This window comes from Candidatus Allofournierella merdipullorum, assembly GCF_048426865.1.
In the GTDB taxonomy this organism is placed as follows: Bacteria; Bacillota; Clostridia; order Oscillospirales; family Ruminococcaceae; genus Allofournierella_A; species Allofournierella_A merdipullorum.
Genome location: NZ_DBFNWJ010000038.1, coordinates 19,778 through 36,520 on the forward strand (window position 1 = coordinate 19,778; position 16,743 = coordinate 36,520).

A 16,743-nucleotide genomic window follows, 5' to 3' on the forward strand; every position below is an offset into this window, starting at 1 on the left:
ATGGAACTTTCCGTGCGCCCCATGGCCGCTGCCGACACTTCCCGCTGTGCCGTCATCGCTGCCGCCGCGCCCGAACCCTGGGGTGAAGGCCAGCTTTTGAGCGAACTGGAAAGCCCCGCCGCCCGGTTGTTCGTGGCCGAGGGCGAAGGGGGCGTTCTGGGCTTCGCCGTGTTCCAGCTGGCGGCGGGTGAGGCCAGCCTCTACGCCCTCAACGTGGACCCCGCCGCCCGCCACAAAGGCGTGGGCGCGGCGCTGCTGACCGGGGCCCTCGCGGCCCTCAAAACCGAGGGCGCCGACCAGTGCTTTCTGGAGGTGCGGGCGGCCAACACCCCCGCCCTCGCCCTCTACCGGCGGCTGGGCTTTGCCTCCGCCGGGGTGCGCCGGGGCTTTTACCGCGACCCGCCCGACGACGCGGTGGTGATGACACTGACCCTGTAAGGTCGATTTTTGTATATCGATTGGAGTTTTATACGATATGTATATTTTAGGAATCGAGAGCACCTGCGACGAGACCGCCGCCGCGGTGGTGGAGGACGGACGAAAACTCGTTAGCAACGTGGTGGCCACCAGCGTGGCGGAGCAGGCGCTCTACGGCGGCGTTGTGCCGGAAATTGCCAGCCGCCGCCACATCGAGTACATCAGCGCCACGGTGCAGGCCGCGCTGGACGAGGCAAAGCTTTCCCCCGCGGACCTGGACGGCATCGCCGTCTCCTTTGCGCCGGGGCTTATCGGCGCGGTGCTGGTGGGGGTGAACTTCGCCAAGGGGCTGGCCTATGCGGCCCAGAAGTCCCTTGTGCCGGTGCATCATCTGCGGGGGCACATCGCGGCCCTCTATCTCACCCACCCGGATCTGAAGCCGCCTTTCCTCTGCCTTGTGGCCAGCGGCGGCCACAGCCACATCGTGCAGGTGCTGGATTACACCCATTATCATGTGCTGGGCCGCACGGTGGACGACGCGGCGGGCGAAGCCTTCGACAAGGTGGCCCGCACGCTGGGCCTTGGCTATCCCGGCGGGCCGGCCATCAGTAAGGCGGCCCGAAACGGCGACCCCAAAGCCTACAAACTGCCGGTGCCCCATGTGGACGGGCCTTACAACGTGAGTTTTTCCGGCCTGAAAACGGCGGTGCTGAACGCGGTGAACCAGGCGGAAATGAAGGGCGAGGCGTTGAACGTGGCGGACATGGCCGCCAGCTTCGAGCGGCGCATCGACGAAATTCTGGCGGAAAAACTGCTGGCGGCGGCGCAGGATACCGGCGCTTCCGCCATTGCCCTGGCGGGGGGCGTTGCGGCCAACAGCCTGCTGCGCTGCCTTGTGAACGAGGGGGCACAGAAACTGGGGGCGAAGCTCTATCTGCCCGAGATGCAGTTCTGCGGCGACAACGGGGCCATGGTAGCCGCACAGGGATTCTATGAACTCAGCGCGGGCAACGTGGCGAGCCTTGACCTGAACGGTCTGGCCACCCTTCCCATCGACTACAACGGCCCGGCCTGAAGCCGAGGTGGCACAAGAAAACTGCGGTTCTGCCTTGGGCAGAACTGCGCAGCACCAGGAAATGGGCGATTTTGATGGTAGCGCAAGGAAAAGTGCCGCAGGCACCCTTGGTGGTTGTCAAGGCACTTTGACGCTGCGATGCCGCAAAAGCGCCCTTTTCCCGGCGCTGTTTTCTTAAGGCACCCCGGCCTAAAGCCGGGCTGCTTTTCCATTGCGCAGAAAGGAGGAGTGCGAAGTGGAACAGACCACCCTGTTCGACCGCCCGCAGGACCGGCCGCTGGCCAGCCGGATGCGCCCGCGGGACCTGGACGAGTTCGCCGGGCAGCAGCATTTGCTGGGCGAGGGCAAGGTGCTGCGTCGGCTCATCGAGAGCGACCGGGTGAACAGTATGATCTTCTGGGGCCCGCCGGGCGTGGGCAAGACTACCCTGGCCCAGATCATCGCCCGGCGCACCCAGGCGGAGTTTGTGAACTTCAGCGCAGTGACCAGCGGCGTGAAGGAGATAAAGGCCGTGATGCAGGACGCGGAAGCCCGCCTGCGGCTGGGCCAGCGCACCATCCTGTTTGTGGACGAGATTCACCGCTTCAACAAGGCCCAGCAGGACGCTTTCCTCCCCTTTGTGGAAAAGGGGAGCATCGTGCTCATCGGGGCCACCACCGAGAACCCCAGCTTTGAGATAAACGCGGCGCTTTTGAGCCGGTGCAAGGTATTCGTGTTAAAGGCCCTCACCCCCGAAGATTTGACGGGGCTTTTGCGCCGTGCCCTCACCGACCCCCGGGGTTTTGGCGGCAAGACCATCGAAATGGAGCCGGAGGCATTGGAGCTCATCGCCAATTTTGCCAACGGCGATGCCCGCACCGCACTGAACACCCTGGAAATGGCGGTGCTGAACGCCGAGGAACAGGACGGAAAACTGGTGGTGGACCGGCCGCTGCTGGAACAGTGCACCAGCAAGAAGAGCCTGCTCTACGACAAAAAAGGCGAGGAACACTACAACCTCATCAGCGCGCTGCACAAATCCATGCGCAACTCCGACCCGGACGCGGCGGTCTACTGGCTGGCCCGGATGCTGGAGGCGGGCGAGGACCCCCTCTATGTGGCGCGGCGGCTCATCCGCTTTGCCAGCGAGGACATCGGCCTGGCAGACAGCCGGGCGCTGGAGATCGCGGTGGCGGCCTACCAGGCCTGCCACTTCAACGGCATGCCGGAATGCAGCGTGAATCTGGCTCAAGCGGTCATCTATCTCTCGCTGGCGCCCCGCTCCAATGCGGTATACAAGGCCTACGAGATGGCCAAGGCGGACGCGGAGAAAGTGCTGGACGAGCCGGTGCCTCTGGCCATCCGCAACGCGTCCACCCGGTTGATGAAAGAGCTGGACTACGGCAAGGGCTACGTCTACGCCCACGACACCGAAGAGAAGGTGGCGGATCTGGAATGCCTGCCGGAAAATCTGGCCGGCCGCCGCTACTACCTGCCCACCGACCAGGGCAGCGAGGCCCGGGCCGCGGAGAATCTGGCCCGGGTGATGGCCCGCAAGGCGAAGCTGAAACGCCGCCGGGAAAAGGGATAAACAAAAAAGCCGCGCGGTGTTTGAAACGCCCGCGCGACTCTTCTTATTTTCGGTAACGGCCCAGCACCGCCGCCAGCAGGTTCAGCGCCAGGGTGACGGCGCAGAAGAACACCACCACTGCCAGCAGCGTATCCATGGTGTCCATCAAGGCGGACCAATCTCCTTCCCGCACCTGGGTGAGGATGTCGGTAAACTGCACCGAAAGGGCTGCCAGAGCCAACCCCAGACTGAAAATGCAGCCCGCCGGGGTACACCGCCGCCGGGCCAGCTGCACCAGAGGCACGCTCCAGGCCCCCAGCCCCAGCAGCAGGCTCGCCACCGAGGCGGCCACGACCGGGCCGCTCACCGCCAGCACCCACACCAGGAGCACCGCCACCGCACCAAAAAGCCCCAGACAGGCGGCACACGTCCACCACAGCGCCCTTTGCCCGGCGCTACGGCTCTGGCGTGCCAGTGCCAGCGTCTGGGCCGCCGCCTCCTCCGCTTCCGGCAGGGGCTGCGGCTGGCGGCGGGCGGTCATCAGCTCGGCGAGGCTCACCTCCAGCGCCGCCGCCAGCGGTTCCAGGGTTGCCAGGTCTGGCAGGCCCACGCCCCGCTCCCAGCGGCTCACCGCCTTGTCGGTGAGATGCAGCCGCGCGGCCAGCTGAGCCTGGGTCAGCCCCAGCTCCCTGCGCCGCCCGGCGATGAAATCTCCCAATGTTTTTGCGTCCATCTTCTTCGCCTCCCGCGTCTATCGTAGCGGATACCGGGCCCGCCGGTCAACCGACGCTTCGTTTACCGGGTGAAAAGCGGATTTTTTAAGCCAAGAAATATACAAACCGACGAATTATTTTGTTATTTGCAATTCGTAAACAACAAAAAGGGGCGCCCGGCCAATTCGGCCGGGCGCCCCTTGCTTGCCATGGGGTGTTGTGGAACATCAGCCCTCGATCTGGATGGTGCGGGCCGCGGGAGCAACCTCGGCCTGCTTGGGCAGCGTGATCTCCAAAATACCGTTGGTGTAAGCAGCTTTGATGCCCTCGGTGTTGATGCCGCTGACATTGAAGCTGCGGCTGTAGGAGCCGTACTTGCGCTCACGGCGCAGGTAGTTGCCCTCGCCCTTCTCTTCCCTCTCGCTGTTGTGACGGGCGGTGATGACCATGGTGTCACCGTTCAGGTCAAGGCTGATGTCCTCTTTCTGGAAGCCGGGCAGCTCCGCCTCCAGCAGGTAGTGGTCGCCTTTGTCCTGAATGTCGCACCGGAACTGGCTCATGTCGCCAAAGCCGGTGAACAGGCTCTTTTCCATGTTGTCCAGATAGTTCCACAGACTATTTTCCTCACGGGTGAACGGAATCATGCCAAACATAATAAACTCCTATTCTCCGCGCACGAAGAGATTTGTTCTTGGCGGCGCTGTGTTTGCGCGGGCGCTGCGCCGCTTTGCAGGGGGCTTCGGGCCCCGGGGTTTTGCTACCGGTCCTCTTCCCTTCTGACGATTATTACTATACCCCTTCTTTTCGCATTTTATTTGTTCTTTTTGTGAACAAATTGTTAATTTTAGCACTCTGTATATTCGAGTGCCAAAAACCCAGATTCACCCCCCTCTTGACAATTATATCGGGTGCTGATATAGTTATATCGTAATCCGATATAACGTGAGCTTATATAGCAGGAGGTGCGGCCCATGGCGGAGAGTTTCGCCTTGACCGAGGCGTTTTACTACATTCTTCTTTCTTTGTATCAGCCGCTTCACGGCTACGGCATCATGCAAAAGGCCCAGGAATTTTCCGGCGGGCGGGTGCGGCTGGCGGCGGGCACGCTGTATGGCGCGCTGAACGCTCTGCTGGAAAAAGGCTGGATCGAGGCGCTGCCGGTGGAGGCCGGCAGCCGCAAAAAGGAATACCGCATCACCGCCGCAGGCAAGGCGGCGGTGGAGGCGGAACTTGCCCGGCTGGAGGAACTGGTGAAAAACGGCCGGGCCGTGACAAAGGAGGGGCAGGCATGAACAAGGTGGTGCACAAGGCATTTCTTTTGTGGGACTGGGAAAAGGAGGCCGCCTGGCTGAACGAGATGAGCCGCCAGGGCTGGCAACTGAAGCGGGTGGGCTGGTGCAGCTATGAATTCGAGCAGGGCGAGCCGGGCCGCTGGCAGTACCAGCTGGAAATGCTGCAAAAGAACGACCCGGACTACATTGCCTTTCTGGAAGACACAGGCATCCAGGTAGTGGGCAAACTGTTCAGCTGGGTCTATCTTCGGCGGGAGAACGACGGCACGCCCTTTGAACTGTTCAGCGACACGGATTCCATCCTCCGCCACATGGACCGGGTGCTCACCGTGTGTTATGTGATTGGCGGCGTAAACCTGTTTTTTGGCCTGACCGACCTTGCGGGCGGGTTCCCCCACACCCTGCTCAATCTGGGGCTAGGCGCGCTCATCTGTTTGGGGGCGCTGCCCCTGGCGCGGCGGCGTCACAAGCTGGCCCAAAAGCGGAAGATGCAGGAATAAAACTCAAAGCGGCCCCCGCGGGAAACTTCCCGCGGGGGCCGCTGTTTATTCTGGACCATACAAGCCTTTCGGCTTTCGCTTTACGCGCTCAGCTTCTCTTCCAGGTTCTTGCGGATGGCCTTGATGAACTCCTCGCTGGACACCGGCGTGGGGGTGATGCCCTCCGCCAAACCGCACAGATCCTTGGTCATCACGCCGCTCTCCAGGGTGTCGATGCAGGCGGCCTCCAGCTTCTTGGCGAAGTCCTCCAGAGCCGGGATGCCGTCCAGCTCGCCCCGCTTTGCCAGCGCGCCGGTCCAGGCAAAGATGGTGGCCATGGGGTTGGTGCTGGTGACCTCGCCCTTCAGATAGCGGTAGTAGTGGCGGGTGACGGTGCCGTGGGCGGCCTCGTACTCGTAGCAGCCGTCGGGGCTCACCAGCACGCTGGTCATCATGGCCAGGCTGCCGAAGGCGGTGGAGACCATGTCGCTCATCACGTCGCCGTCGTAGTTCTTGCAGGCCCAGATGAAGCCGCCCTCGCTGCGGATGACCCGGGCCACCGCGTCGTCGATAAGGGTATAGAAGTACTCGATGCCCGCGGCCTCGAACTTCTCCTTATACTCCGCCTCGTAGATTTCGGCGAAGATATCCTTGAAGGTGTGGTCGTACTTCTTGCTGATGGTGTCCTTGGTGGCAAACCACAGGTCCTGCTTGGTGGAAAGGGCGTAGTTGAAGCAGCTGCGAGCGAAGCTGGCAATGCTGGTGTCCTTGTTGTACTGGCCCTGCAGAACGCCCGGGCACTCGAAGTCATACACCGTCTGGCGCATCTCGGTGCCGTCCTCGCCGGTGAACACCAGCTCCGCCTTGCCGGGGCCGGGGATGCGGAACTCGGTGCCCTTATACACGTCGCCGTAGGCGTGGCGGGCGATGGTGATGGGCTTTTTCCAGTTCTTCACCACCGGCTTGATGCAGTTGATGAGAATGGGCGCGCGGAACACCGTGCCGTCCAGCACGGCGCGGATGGTGCCGTTGGGACTCTTCCACATCTCGTGCAGGTTGTACTCGGTCATGCGCTGGGCGTTGGGGGTGATGGTGGCGCACTTCACCGACACGCCGTACTTCTTGTTGGCCAGCGCCGCGTCCATAGTGACCTGGTCGCCGGTGGCGTCCCGGTTGGGCAGCCCCAGGTCGTAGTATTCGCTCTTGAGCTCCACAAAGGGCAGGATCAGTTCGTCCTTGATCATCTGCCACAAAATGCGGGTCATCTCGTCGCCGTCCATCTCCACAAGGGGGGTGGTCATCTTGATTTTTTCCATGGGTGCCTCTCTCCTCTCGTTTTTGCGGTCACTTCGTCATTTCAGCCAGAACTTCGGCCATCACAGCCACGCCCCGGTCGATCTGTTCCTTGGTGGGGGTGGAGAAATTCAGCCGCACAAAGGGCTGCTCCACCGCGCTGTCGGTGTAGAAGGCGCTGCCCGGCACCACCGCCAGCTTCTTTTCCAGGCACCGCCGGGCAAATTCCCCAGCGGGCACTTCGTCGGGCAGCTTGGCCCAGATGAACATGCCGCCCTCCGGCCGCACATAGCTCACCGCGCCGGAGAGCTTTTCGTCCAGCTTCTCCATCATGTAGTTCGCCTTTTCCCGGTAGATGGCCTGCAGCCGGGCGATGTGTGCGTTCATGTCCGTTTGGGTGAGCATCCGCTCACACACCCGCTGGGCCCAGACGTTGGTGTGCACGTCGCTGCCCTGCTTGGCGGTGACCATCTTGGTGATGAAGTCGCCTTGTCCGGCGCAATAGGCAAGGCGCATGCCGGGGCAAAGGATTTTGCTGAAAGACCCGGCATAGACCACCGCGCCGCACTCGTCAAAGTGCTTGATGGGGGGCACGTCCTCGCCGGAGATGCGCAGCGCGCCGTAGGGGTCGTCCTCCAGCACCGGCACGCCGTACTTCACCGCCAGCTCATAGATGGCTTTGCGCTTTTCTTTGCTGGTGGTATAGCCGGTGGGGTTCTGGAAGTTGGGGATGCAGTAGAAAAACTTGGGCTTCGGCTGGGCGGCAAAGGCCGCTTCCAGGGCCTCCAGGTTCACGCCGTCCGGCTCCAGGGGCACGCCCCGAAGCTCGGCTCCGAAGCTGCGCATGGAGTTGTAGGCGCCCAGAAAAGCCGGCTCCTCCACCGCCACCACGTCGCCCTCGTTGCACAGCAGTTTCGCCATGAACTCGATGACCTGCTGGCTGCCGCTGGTGATGATGAGCTCATCGCTCTCCTTCACCACCGGCCACTGACGGTTGGCAAAGGCGCGGCAGGCGCTGCGCAGGGGGTCGTAGCCCTCGGTGACGGAATACTGCAGCATGCCCACCGGGTCGCTCTCCAGCAGCTTGTCGCTGAAAACGCGGATGTCCGCCACCGGGAAACTGTCCGCCGCGGGGTTGCCGCCGGCGAAACTGATGAGGGCCGGGTCGCTCATCTGTTTGAGCAGCTCGCGGATGATGCTGGGGCGCATGCCCAACACCTTGTCGGAATAGGAAAACTCCATCGTCTCTTCCCCCTTACCGCACCGCTTCGCCTGCGCAGGGCACGGCGGCGAAATTCGATTCCACAGTGATGACGCAGCGGTAAGCGGGGTCTTTCTCGCTCACCAACTTACTGATAGCCTCTTTCAGCCGGGCGCTGCTCATGGCAAAGCCCGGAGGGGTGACGCAGTCGAAGATGATGTTGGTGTGGCTCATGCCCGGCACCATGCGCAGATCGTGGATGGTGAGGGCGGGGTCGATGGTCTTCACCGCCTCGGCCAGCCAGCGGCGCATATCGCCCACCTGGGCGTCGGAGGTGACGATGGGGTCGAAGTGGATGACCACCGGCAGCCGGTCATTTTTGAGGAAGTCGCGCTCGATGTCGTCGATGAGCTCGTGGCTGGCCATCACGTCCGCTTCGGCGGCCAGCTCCACATGGACGCTGGCGAACTGCCGGCCGGGGCCGTAGTCGTGGACCATCAGGTCATGGGTGCCCAGCACGCCGGGATAGCTCATGATCTTGTCGTGGATGTGCTGCACCAGTTCCGGGTCGGGGGCCAGGCCCAGCAGGGGATCGATGGTGTCCCGCACGAGGCCCACGCCGCTGTAGAGGATGAACAGGGCCACCGCCGCGCCCATCCAGCCGTCCAGCTCCACCTGCGCGAAGTGGCTGATGAGGCTGGCGATGAGCACCGCGCTGGTAGTGAGCACGTCGTTGCGGCTGTCCGCCGCGGTGGCGATGAGGGAACCGGAGTTGATGCGTTTGCCCAGCGTGCGGTTGAACAGAGCCATCCACAGCTTGACGGCGACGGACGCCGCCAGCACCGCCATGGCCACCCAGCTAAAAGTTACGGGGGCGGGGTTCAAGATCTTTTCCACGCTGCTTTTCAGCAGCTCCACGCCGATGACCAGCACCATCACCGCCACCGCAAGGCCCGCCAGATACTCAAAGCGGGCGTGGCCGTAGGGGTGTTCCTCGTCGGCGGGGCGGGCGCCCAGCTTGAAGCCGATGAGGCTCACCACGCTGGAGGACGCGTCGGACAGGTTGTTCACCGCGTCGGCGGCAATGGAGATACTGCCCGAGAGGGTGCCGGCCAAAAATTTGCCGGCGCAGAGCAGCAGATTGCAGAAGATGCCCACCCAGCTGGCCAGATTGCCATAGGCCGTGCGCACGGCGGGGTCGGCGGTGTCGCGGCTGTTTTTGACGAACAGCCGCACGAGCGTTTCAGTCACACAAAAGCACCTCGGATGTTATGAAATGGGGCGTTTGGCCCGTCAGGACTTGCGCTTCAGCGGGCGGGAGCCGTTTTCGTCGATGATTTCGATGTTGTCCAGCTGGGCGCGCAGGCTGCGCTTCATACTTTCAATGTATTCCTGGCGCAGGGCCATCTGCTCGGCGCGTTCCGCATCGGTGAGGCCTTCGGCGGTACGGCTTTTGCGGGCCAGTTCGCTGATGCGGTCAAGTTTTTGCTGTTCCATGGGCGTTCCCCTTTCGGCCGCGGGCGCGGCACACTTTTCGCTTATTATACCAGAAAAAGGGTCAAAACGCAAAAGCAGCCCGTCCCGAGGAGTGAAGGGACAGGCTGCTTTTGCACAAATTGAAGAGGAATCTCATGAAAAAGCGGATATCTATATGAACCTTCTCACGAAGGGGAAGGCGGGTCGGTTGTCTGGGCCGTCCACAGGCGGGGCTTGCGGGCCCGCCCGTCGCATGGGCGGCGGCCAGTATACACGGCTTCTTGCCGTGGCCGGTTTTCACTTTGGGGAATCTTTTGTTCCCCCCGGGCTGTGATTATAGAATACCCCTACTTTGTGGAAAAACCGTGATAAGCTTATAAACAAATTGCAAAAACGTTACAAACAGTCTGTGACCGGGCGTTCTTTCTCTCCCCTTGCCCGCCGTGGTATAATGTCTTTGACAAAACGAAAGGGGGATGCTTTTTTCATGGCGAACCCACCCAACTATGCCCGGGAGATGGAAGCCTTGCTTGACCGGCTGGCTCCGGAAGGAGACAAAAAGCCCCGGCTTTTGCTCCACGCCTGCTGCGGGCCCTGCTCCAGCGCTGTGCTGGAACAGCTGCTGGCCCATTTTGAGGTGACCATCCTCTACTATAACCCCAACATCTGGCCCGCCGCCGAGTACCGCCGCCGGGGAGACGAACTGGAGCGCTTTGCCGCCGCCTTTGCCCCCGCGGTGCAGGTGGTGGAGGGCGACTACGACACCGGCCGCTATTACGAGGCCGTGGCGGGCCTTGAGGCCGAGCCGGAACGGGGCGGACGCTGCACCGTGTGCTACCGGCTGCGGATGGAAGAGGCGGCCCGCTACGCCGCCGAACACGACTTCGACTGGTTCTGCACCACCCTTTCCATCAGCCCCCACAAGGACGCGGCGCGCATCAACGCCATCGGGCAGGAGCTGGAAGCGCAGTACGGCGTGCGCCACCTGCCCAACGACTTCAAGAAGAAAAACGGCTACAAGCGCAGTCTGGAACTTTCGGCCGAATACGGCCTGTACCGGCAGGATTACTGTGGCTGTGAGTTCAGCGCCCGGCACACTGCAAAGAAGGAGGACGCCCCCGATGGACCGGCTGGAACAATTTGAGAAAATGCTGGCGGACCTGCAGGCGCAATACGCCGACACGACGGCCCGCATGGAAACGCTGAAGGCGCAAGATAAGACCCGCACCGCCACCTACCGCCAGCTGATGGGTCAGAAACTGACTCTCGGCCAGATGCTGGAGACCTACCGGGTCTACGGCCTGCTGAAATGACAAAAAAGAGGCCTTCCCCGCCGGGGAAGGCCTCTTTTTTTAACGTTATCTGCGCCGGCCTGCGCCGCCGCCGGAACGGGAGCCGCCGGAGCGGGAGGAACCGCCACCGCTGCGCCGGCCTGCGCCGGAGCCGCGGGAAGAGCCGCCGCTAAAGCCGCCGAAACTCTTGGGGCGGGAGGAAGAGGACGGGCGGGAGGAACCGCCGCCAAAGCCTCCAAAGCCGCCGGGGCGGCAGGGGCGGATAGCTGTAGCCGAACCAGCGGGTGCGCACATAGCGCACCGGGTGCAGGATCCTGCCCAGCACCACCAGGAAGATGAGCACCACCAGCAGGATGGTCAGAGTGAAGAAGCTGCCCACACGGGCCGCAAAGGAAGGCCGTTCCGGCGCGGGAGCAGGCGCGCCGCCGCCGGTGCTCTGACCGGGCTGCACACCGTAGATGTCGCACAGCTCGTCGTACATGGCGTTGGTGAAGGCGGTGACGCCCGCGTCATAATCGCCCTTGGCAAAACCTTCCTCCAGGTTGTTCCAGAGCAGGTCGTCGACCTTCTGGGGCGTCAGATCCTTTTCCAGGCCGGTGCCCACGGCGCAGTAATAGTCCTCCGCGCCGGTGACCAGCAGCAGAAGAACGCCGTTGTTCTTGTCGGGATCGCCCACGCCCCAGGCGTTGAAGGTGTCCACGGCGAAATCGGCGGTGGTGGAATCGCCGGTGAATTCCACCGTGAGCACCCCGATCTGGGCGCCGCAGGCTTCATCCAAAGCGATGGTCAGGTCGTTCACCGCCTGTTCGGTGCGCTCGCTCAGCACGTTCGCCTCGTCCAGCACACAGCTGTTTTCGGGGGCTGCGGGCACCGCCGCAAAGACGCTGCCGGTGAGCAGGGCCGCCGCCAGCGCAAGGCCGGCGAGGGCGCGTTTTGCCTGTTTCATCGGTAATATTCCGCCTCCTTTATACCCCAGAGCGCGCCGATCAGCTTTGCGGGCTGGCCGGACAGAGTGTCGTTGAACTCCTGCGCCTGGGAATTATAGTCGTTGTTTCGGATGGTGTTGCCCCGGGCGTTGAACTCCGCCAGCTCCCCGGACAAAAGGTCGTACTGGCTCGGGTCCGCCAGGGCGGACGCCTCGTCGTACAGGGCGTTGGCCGCATCGGCCAGAGCCGCGTCGGCGGCGGCCTTGGCGGCGGGCCCCTCGGCGGACTTCACCGCCTCGATGGCGCTGCTGACCCCGTCGATGGCTTCGGCGCTGACCCCGCTGACCTTTTTGGCCACGGTGACCAGGTTGGCCGCCGAGTTGAGCCGGGCGTCCAGGTCGGCGGCGATGGAATACATCCCGTCGGAGAAGGCCGCAGCGGTGCTGTTTGCGTAGGCGGCCAGCTTTGCCCCGCCGATGCCGAACACCGAGCCTGCGGTCAGCAGGCAGGCGGCGGCCACCGCCACCACCTTGTTCTTCAGCGGCGCGGGCAGGATCTGTTCCAGTTTACACGGGCCTTTCATCAGTTATGCAGCTCCATCAGTTTCTGTTTCAATTCGCCCTCGATGCGGCCCAGCTCCACCTCGGCGGCAGCGCGCTTGGCACGGCCCTCGGTCTGGATTTTGTTCAGCTCATCCAGAGTCTCGATGAGGCTCTTGTTGGTGGCCTGCAGGGTCTCGATGTCCACGATGCCCCGCTCGGACTCCTTGGCCGCGTCGATGGTGCCCTGCTTGAGGGCGGCGGCGTTCTTTTTCAGCAGCTCGTTGGTCATGTCGCTCACCGCCCGCTGGGCCTCGATGGCCTGCTGGCTGTGGGCCAGGCCCAGGGCAAGCACCATCTGGCTCTTCCACAGGGGGATGGTGTTGACGATGCTGGTCTGGATCTTTTCCGCCATCATGGTGTCGTTGTTCTGGATGAGGCGGATCTGGGGACCCATCTGGATGGACACATTGCGGGTGAGCTCCAGGTCGTAGAGCTTTTTCTCAAAGCGGTCGCACATATCGGCAAGATCCCGGGCAGCCTGGGCGTCCTCGGGCAGGCCGCTGGCCTTGGCCTTGTCCATGGCGGCCTGCAGCTCGCCCTCGCGCACCTGCTTGAGCTTCTTCTTGCCCGCCAGGATGTACATGGTGAGCTCCTTGAAGTAGAGCATGTTCATCTGGTACATCTTGTCCAGCATGGCCACGTCCTTGAGCAGCTGCACCTGGTGGCCTTCCAGCACGGCCTCGATCTTCTCCACGTTCACCTCGGCCTTGGCGTACTTGGCCTTCATGGCTTCGATGCCGCTGCCGGCCTTTTTGAAGAAGCCGAAGATGCCCTTGCTCTCTTCCTGGGCGTCGAAGCCCTTCAGCTCGGTGACCAGATTGGCGATCATCTCGCCGGTCTCGCCCAGGTCCTTGGTGCGCACCTTGTCCAGGGCGGTCTCGCTGAAATCGCCGATCTTCTTCTGGGTAGCCGCGCCGTACTGCAGCACCATCTGGCTGTTGGTCACGTCGATCTTCTCGGCGAAGTCGTCCACCATCTTCTGCTCTTCGGGGGAAAGGCGGGTCTCCTCGATCATCACCGGCTCGACCTTCTTCTCCTCCTCGGCGGCAGCCGCAGCGGCGGCCTCGTCGGCGGCGGGGTCAAGGGTGAGGGTGGGCACAGCGTCCAGGGTCAGTTCGGGCATCATGTTCTTTTCGTCCATGGTCGTTCGTTCCTTTCGCTTTAGAAATTATTCCACAAGGCCCTGCCCTTTCAGCATGCCTTTGAGTACTTCGAGATCGGCGTCCAGATCCAGCGCCGCGGCGGAATAGAGGCTGTCCAGCTGGTTTTCGAAGGCGGTGGCGATGACCGCCGCGTTGGCCTCCACCTGCCTGCGCACCTCCTCGGCGTTCTCGCCGGTGACGCCCGTCTCCTCCATCTCCGCGTAGAGGGTGAGGATCTTCACCGCGTCCGGCAGATAGTGGTTGGTGAACCGGCGCACCTGGGAGGCCTTGTCCGGGTCCTTTTCCAGCTGGGCAAGGATGCCGGAGCAGGCGGCTTCCATCCGGCGGATGGCCGCGCTGAGGGCGTCGTCGGGGATGCGCTCGTCCAGTTCCAGCAGGCGTTTGCGGTCGGCGTCGATGCGATTCAGCATCTCGTCCGCATCCTCCCGGCCGGTGAACCAGGGCACCTCTTTGGTCACGATGACCGGCGGACAGAGCTTGAAGGCCACCGCCAGCGCCGCCACCGATGCGACGGCCACAAGGCCCAGCGCCCACAGCTCATAGATGGGCAGCGCCAGCGCCCCCACCACCCACACCGCCCCGGCGATGTACCAGGGAGCGGCGGGCTTCTTTTTTATCTCGATGATCCTGCTCATGGTTCGTATCTCCTGCGCGGGCGGCGCCCGCTGTTTGACATTATTTTACCACAGTGAAGCAGCTAAATCAACGCACTCCGCCAAGCCAGGGCCCCAGCGCGCCGCCCCAGGCGGCGGCCAGCTTTTCCATGCTGAAGGCGGCGTTGGCCGGGCTGGTGCTGGGCAGACGCACGGCGGGGATGCCGGACACCGGGCGCAGCATCTTTTCGTACAGGCGGAAGGCCGTTGCACCGTTGCAGAACACCGCTTCCACCGGCGCCTGTTTCAGCAGGGCGGCCAGGTCCACCGGCACTGGGTCCTTGATGGAGGCGTCCGACGCGCCGGTGACGGCGCAACGTTCCAGCACATCCCAAAGGGCGAGGCCGTTTTGCAGGATCAGCGCCCGCTTTTCCTCCACCGTGGTCGGCGTTTGCGCGCCGCACAGCCCCGCCAGCAGCGGCCAGAACCGGTTGCGGGGGTGGCCGTAGTAAAAGCCCTGGCGCCAGCTCTCGGGGCTGGGCCAGCTGCCCAGAATGAGCGCCCGGCTGGCCGGGCCGAACACCGGCTCAAAGCTCATGGGGGAAAAACTCCTTTTGCAGCGCGGCGGCCACGCCCTCTTCGGTGACCGGCGGCGCGATGGCGCTGGCGGCGGCTTTGGCCGACTCGCTGCCGTTGGCCATGCAGTAGGACCGGCCCACCAGCCTCATCAGCGGGATGTCGTTCTCGTTGTCGCCCATGCTCAGCAGCTCTTCGGCCTTCCAGCCGGTGAGCTCCATCAGTTTTTTCACGCCCACCGCCTTGTCGGTGCCAGCGCGGTTGATGTCGTAGTAGCCGGGGTGGTAGGGCACGAACTGCAGGCCCAGGTGGCCGTAGCGGGCCTGGAATCCATCCACAGCGCCGGGAGGCAGGATGCCGAAGGCCCCGAAGGGCATGTCCTGCAGGTGGCGCTCCTGGTCCTCGCCGTCCGCCACATACTCGCTGTGGCCGGTGACCGCCTTGTAAAATTCGCGCATTTTTTCGAATTCCACATAGACGTAATAGCTGTCGGAAAAAGCAAAGGCCAGCGGATAGTCAAAATCCTCGAAGTAGTCCACCAGGGCGTACATCTCCTCGGGGGTGAAGTCCTCGCTGGCCAGCAGACGGCCCTCGCCGTCCAGCACCTGGGCGCCGTTGGCGCAAACGGCAAAATCCGGCCGGATGCCGCCTAAAATGGAAGTGTTCATGGCGTAATAGGTGCGGCCGGTGGCGATGACCACCTTCACGCCCTGGGCCTGCACCCGGCGCACCATCTCTGCCACCGCCGGGCGGGCCGAGGGCTCGCCGTGGGCCACCAGCGTGCCGTCCACATCCAGAATGATCGCTTTATAAGGCATGGAACATATGTCTCCTTTTTGGGGTCGGCCGCCTCGCGGGACGAGGCGGCCTTTATTTCTATTATAGACAGTTTGCCCCGCCCGCACAAGGCCGAACCTGAGGGCAGCCGGTTTTGTTGCTTTGGCGCGTCATTGGTAGTATAATGGAGCGCAGTGACACACCTTCGAGGGAGGCGGCGGCATGAAAAGCGAATACGGGGCCGGCCTGCGGGACGGGCTGGCCATCGGGGTGGGGTATTTCTCGGTGAGCTTCACCTTCGGCATTCTGGCGGTGAACGGCGGCCTGTCGCCGCTGATCGCCGGCCTCATCAGCCTGACCAACATGACCAGCGCCGGCCAGTTCGCCGGGCTGACGGTCATTCTGGCCCACGGGCCGCTGGTGGAGCTGGCGCTGACCCAGCTGGTCATCAACCTGCGCTACGCGCTGATGAGCCTTTCTTTGAGCCAGCGGCTGGGCCCGGAATTCACCACCCGGCGGCGGATGCTGATCGCCTTTGCCAACACCGACGAGATCTTCGCGGTGGCTATGGGCCGCTCCGCTCCCCTCACGCCCGCCTATATGTACGGCCTGGCCGCCCTGCCCATTCTGGGCTGGACCGGCGGCACCGTGGTGGGCGCCATCGCGGGCGCGGTGCTCTCCCCCGCCATTCGAAGCGCGCTGGGGGTGGCTCTTTACAGCATGTTCATCGCCATCGTGGTGCCGCCCATGCGCCGTTCCAAGCCGGTGCAGGCGGTGGTGGTGGCGGCGGTCATCGTGAGCTGCGTTTTCGCCTGGACGCCTCTGTCCGAGGCGGTGGGCAGCGGCTTTGCCATCGTCATTAGCACGCTAGCCGCGGCGGCGTTGGGGGCCTGGTTGTTCCCCATGGACGTTTCGCCCGAGACCGATGAGGAAAAGGAGGCGGCACAATGAGCCTGTTCTGGTATCTTCTGGTGATGGCGGGCGTGACCTACCTCATCCGCATGCTGCCCCTGACCCTTTTGCAAAAAAAGATCCGCAGCCGGCGGCTGCAGTCCTTTTTGTACTATGTGCCCTATGCCTGCCTTTCGGCCATGACCTTCCCCGCCATTCTCTCGGCCACCGAGAGCCCGGTGAGCGCCGCGGCGGCGCTGGTGGTGGCTGTGGGCGTGGCGCTGGCCGGCAAAGGGCTGGTCACGGTGGCCGCCTGCGCCTGCGTCACAGTGTTTGTGGTGGAGCGGCTTTTGCCCCTTCTGCCCTTCTGAAGTTAAAAAGAGCCGGGGCCCACGCAGGAACCGGCCGCCCCGCGCGTTTGGTTTTTT

At 63.3% G+C, this 16,743-nt stretch carries 21 protein-coding genes; 9 read left to right on the top strand and 12 right to left on the bottom strand.

The annotated features are described in order from the left end of the window. The 3 genes from rimI to ACMNAY_RS06710 all read left to right on the top strand — a co-directional run bounded on the left by rimI (position 1) and on the right by ACMNAY_RS06710 (position 3,062). Positions 1 to 438: a ribosomal protein S18-alanine N-acetyltransferase gene (gene rimI / locus ACMNAY_RS06700; protein ID WP_418718870.1), complete on the top strand. Its 438-nt coding sequence runs from the start codon at positions 1 to 3 to the stop codon at positions 436 to 438. Positions 439 to 475: 37 nt separating this feature from the next. Continuing rightward, positions 476 to 1,492 (top strand): tRNA (adenosine(37)-N6)-threonylcarbamoyltransferase complex transferase subunit TsaD, encoded by a 1,017-nt coding sequence (gene tsaD / locus ACMNAY_RS06705; RefSeq protein ID WP_418718871.1) that lies wholly within the window; start codon positions 476 to 478, stop codon positions 1,490 to 1,492. A gap of 235 nt (positions 1,493 to 1,727) precedes the next feature. Continuing rightward, positions 1,728 to 3,062: a replication-associated recombination protein A gene (locus ACMNAY_RS06710; protein ID WP_418718872.1), complete on the top strand. Its 1,335-nt coding sequence runs from the start codon at positions 1,728 to 1,730 to the stop codon at positions 3,060 to 3,062. Positions 3,063 to 3,105: 43 nt separating this feature from the next. Here the strand turns inward: ACMNAY_RS06710 and ACMNAY_RS06715 are convergent, their stop codons facing one another. Both ACMNAY_RS06715 and ACMNAY_RS06720 read right to left on the bottom strand, forming a co-directional pair. Continuing rightward, positions 3,106 to 3,774: a helix-turn-helix domain-containing protein gene (locus tag ACMNAY_RS06715; protein ID WP_418718873.1), complete on the bottom strand. Its 669-nt coding sequence runs from the start codon at positions 3,772 to 3,774 to the stop codon at positions 3,106 to 3,108. A gap of 207 nt (positions 3,775 to 3,981) precedes the next feature. Next, positions 3,982 to 4,407 carry an Hsp20/alpha crystallin family protein gene (locus ACMNAY_RS06720; RefSeq protein WP_418718874.1) on the bottom strand — a complete coding sequence of 142 codons (426 nt, stop codon included), beginning with the start codon at positions 4,405 to 4,407 and terminating at the stop codon, positions 3,982 to 3,984. 318 nt (positions 4,408 to 4,725) lie between these two features. On the opposite strand from ACMNAY_RS06720, the gene ACMNAY_RS06725 reads away from it, so the two are divergent. Both ACMNAY_RS06725 and ACMNAY_RS06730 read left to right on the top strand, forming a co-directional pair. Next, entirely contained in the window at positions 4,726 to 5,046 is a 321-nt protein-coding gene (locus ACMNAY_RS06725) for a PadR family transcriptional regulator (protein ID WP_394976916.1), read from the top strand. After that, on the top strand, positions 5,043 to 5,546 hold the full coding sequence (locus ACMNAY_RS06730) for a DUF2812 domain-containing protein (RefSeq protein WP_418718875.1): 504 nt from the start codon (positions 5,043 to 5,045) through the stop codon (positions 5,544 to 5,546). Before ACMNAY_RS06725 ends, ACMNAY_RS06730 begins: the two co-directional genes overlap by 4 nt. An 80-nt stretch (positions 5,547 to 5,626) precedes the next feature. On the opposite strand, the gene ACMNAY_RS06735 is transcribed toward ACMNAY_RS06730, so the two are convergent. From ACMNAY_RS06735 to ACMNAY_RS06750, 4 genes are read right to left on the bottom strand one after another with little or no spacing between them, the layout of a single operon-like run. Continuing rightward, on the bottom strand, positions 5,627 to 6,841 hold the full coding sequence (locus tag ACMNAY_RS06735) for an NADP-dependent isocitrate dehydrogenase (RefSeq protein WP_418718876.1): 1,215 nt from the start codon (positions 6,839 to 6,841) through the stop codon (positions 5,627 to 5,629). A 28-nt stretch (positions 6,842 to 6,869) separates the two neighbouring features. Continuing rightward, positions 6,870 to 8,060: a PLP-dependent aminotransferase family protein gene (locus ACMNAY_RS06740; RefSeq protein ID WP_418718877.1), complete on the bottom strand. Its 1,191-nt coding sequence runs from the start codon at positions 8,058 to 8,060 to the stop codon at positions 6,870 to 6,872. 13 nt (positions 8,061 to 8,073) lie between these two features. Beyond that, complete coding sequence (locus ACMNAY_RS06745; protein ID WP_418718878.1) at positions 8,074 to 9,270, bottom strand: cation diffusion facilitator family transporter; 1,197 nt, start codon at positions 9,268 to 9,270, stop codon at positions 8,074 to 8,076. Between the two features lie 42 nt (positions 9,271 to 9,312). Further along, on the bottom strand, positions 9,313 to 9,516 hold the full coding sequence (locus ACMNAY_RS06750) for a DUF896 domain-containing protein (RefSeq protein WP_394967041.1): 204 nt from the start codon (positions 9,514 to 9,516) through the stop codon (positions 9,313 to 9,315). Between the two features lie 466 nt (positions 9,517 to 9,982). Between ACMNAY_RS06750 and ACMNAY_RS06755 the strand changes: the two genes are divergently transcribed. After that, on the top strand, positions 9,983 to 10,639 hold the full coding sequence (locus ACMNAY_RS06755) for an epoxyqueuosine reductase QueH (protein WP_418718879.1): 657 nt from the start codon (positions 9,983 to 9,985) through the stop codon (positions 10,637 to 10,639). After that, positions 10,617 to 10,808: a hypothetical protein gene (locus tag ACMNAY_RS06760; protein WP_418718880.1), complete on the top strand. Its 192-nt coding sequence runs from the start codon at positions 10,617 to 10,619 to the stop codon at positions 10,806 to 10,808. Before ACMNAY_RS06755 ends, ACMNAY_RS06760 begins: the two co-directional genes overlap by 23 nt. Positions 10,809 to 10,956: 148 nt before the next feature. On the opposite strand, the gene ACMNAY_RS06765 is transcribed toward ACMNAY_RS06760, so the two are convergent. The 6 genes from ACMNAY_RS06765 to ACMNAY_RS06790 form a co-directional block, all read right to left on the bottom strand. Further along, positions 10,957 to 11,733 (bottom strand): TPM domain-containing protein, encoded by a 777-nt coding sequence (locus tag ACMNAY_RS06765; RefSeq protein WP_418718881.1) that lies wholly within the window; start codon positions 11,731 to 11,733, stop codon positions 10,957 to 10,959. Then, positions 11,730 to 12,296 carry a LemA family protein gene (locus tag ACMNAY_RS06770; protein WP_418718882.1) on the bottom strand — a complete coding sequence of 189 codons (567 nt, stop codon included), beginning with the start codon at positions 12,294 to 12,296 and terminating at the stop codon, positions 11,730 to 11,732. Before ACMNAY_RS06770 ends, ACMNAY_RS06765 begins: the two co-directional genes overlap by 4 nt. Then, positions 12,296 to 13,456 (bottom strand): toxic anion resistance protein, encoded by a 1,161-nt coding sequence (locus ACMNAY_RS06775; RefSeq protein WP_418718883.1) that lies wholly within the window; start codon positions 13,454 to 13,456, stop codon positions 12,296 to 12,298. Before ACMNAY_RS06775 ends, ACMNAY_RS06770 begins: the two co-directional genes overlap by 1 nt. A gap of 27 nt (positions 13,457 to 13,483) precedes the next feature. Continuing rightward, positions 13,484 to 14,113 (bottom strand): 5-bromo-4-chloroindolyl phosphate hydrolysis family protein, encoded by a 630-nt coding sequence (locus ACMNAY_RS06780; protein ID WP_418718884.1) that lies wholly within the window; start codon positions 14,111 to 14,113, stop codon positions 13,484 to 13,486. Positions 14,114 to 14,180: 67 nt separating this feature from the next. Beyond that, positions 14,181 to 14,669: a DNA-deoxyinosine glycosylase gene (locus ACMNAY_RS06785; protein ID WP_418718885.1), complete on the bottom strand. Its 489-nt coding sequence runs from the start codon at positions 14,667 to 14,669 to the stop codon at positions 14,181 to 14,183. Further along, complete coding sequence (locus tag ACMNAY_RS06790; RefSeq protein WP_418718886.1) at positions 14,659 to 15,465, bottom strand: HAD-IIB family hydrolase; 807 nt, start codon at positions 15,463 to 15,465, stop codon at positions 14,659 to 14,661. Before ACMNAY_RS06790 ends, ACMNAY_RS06785 begins: the two co-directional genes overlap by 11 nt. A 181-nt stretch (positions 15,466 to 15,646) precedes the next feature. Here ACMNAY_RS06790 and ACMNAY_RS06795 point away from each other — a divergent pair, with 181 nt between their 5' ends. Then, positions 15,647 to 16,375: an AzlC family ABC transporter permease gene (locus ACMNAY_RS06795; RefSeq protein ID WP_418718887.1), complete on the top strand. Its 729-nt coding sequence runs from the start codon at positions 15,647 to 15,649 to the stop codon at positions 16,373 to 16,375. Beyond that, complete coding sequence (locus ACMNAY_RS06800; protein WP_418718888.1) at positions 16,372 to 16,686, top strand: AzlD domain-containing protein; 315 nt, start codon at positions 16,372 to 16,374, stop codon at positions 16,684 to 16,686. Before ACMNAY_RS06795 ends, ACMNAY_RS06800 begins: the two co-directional genes overlap by 4 nt. The last annotated feature ends 57 nt before the right edge of the window (positions 16,687 to 16,743 follow it).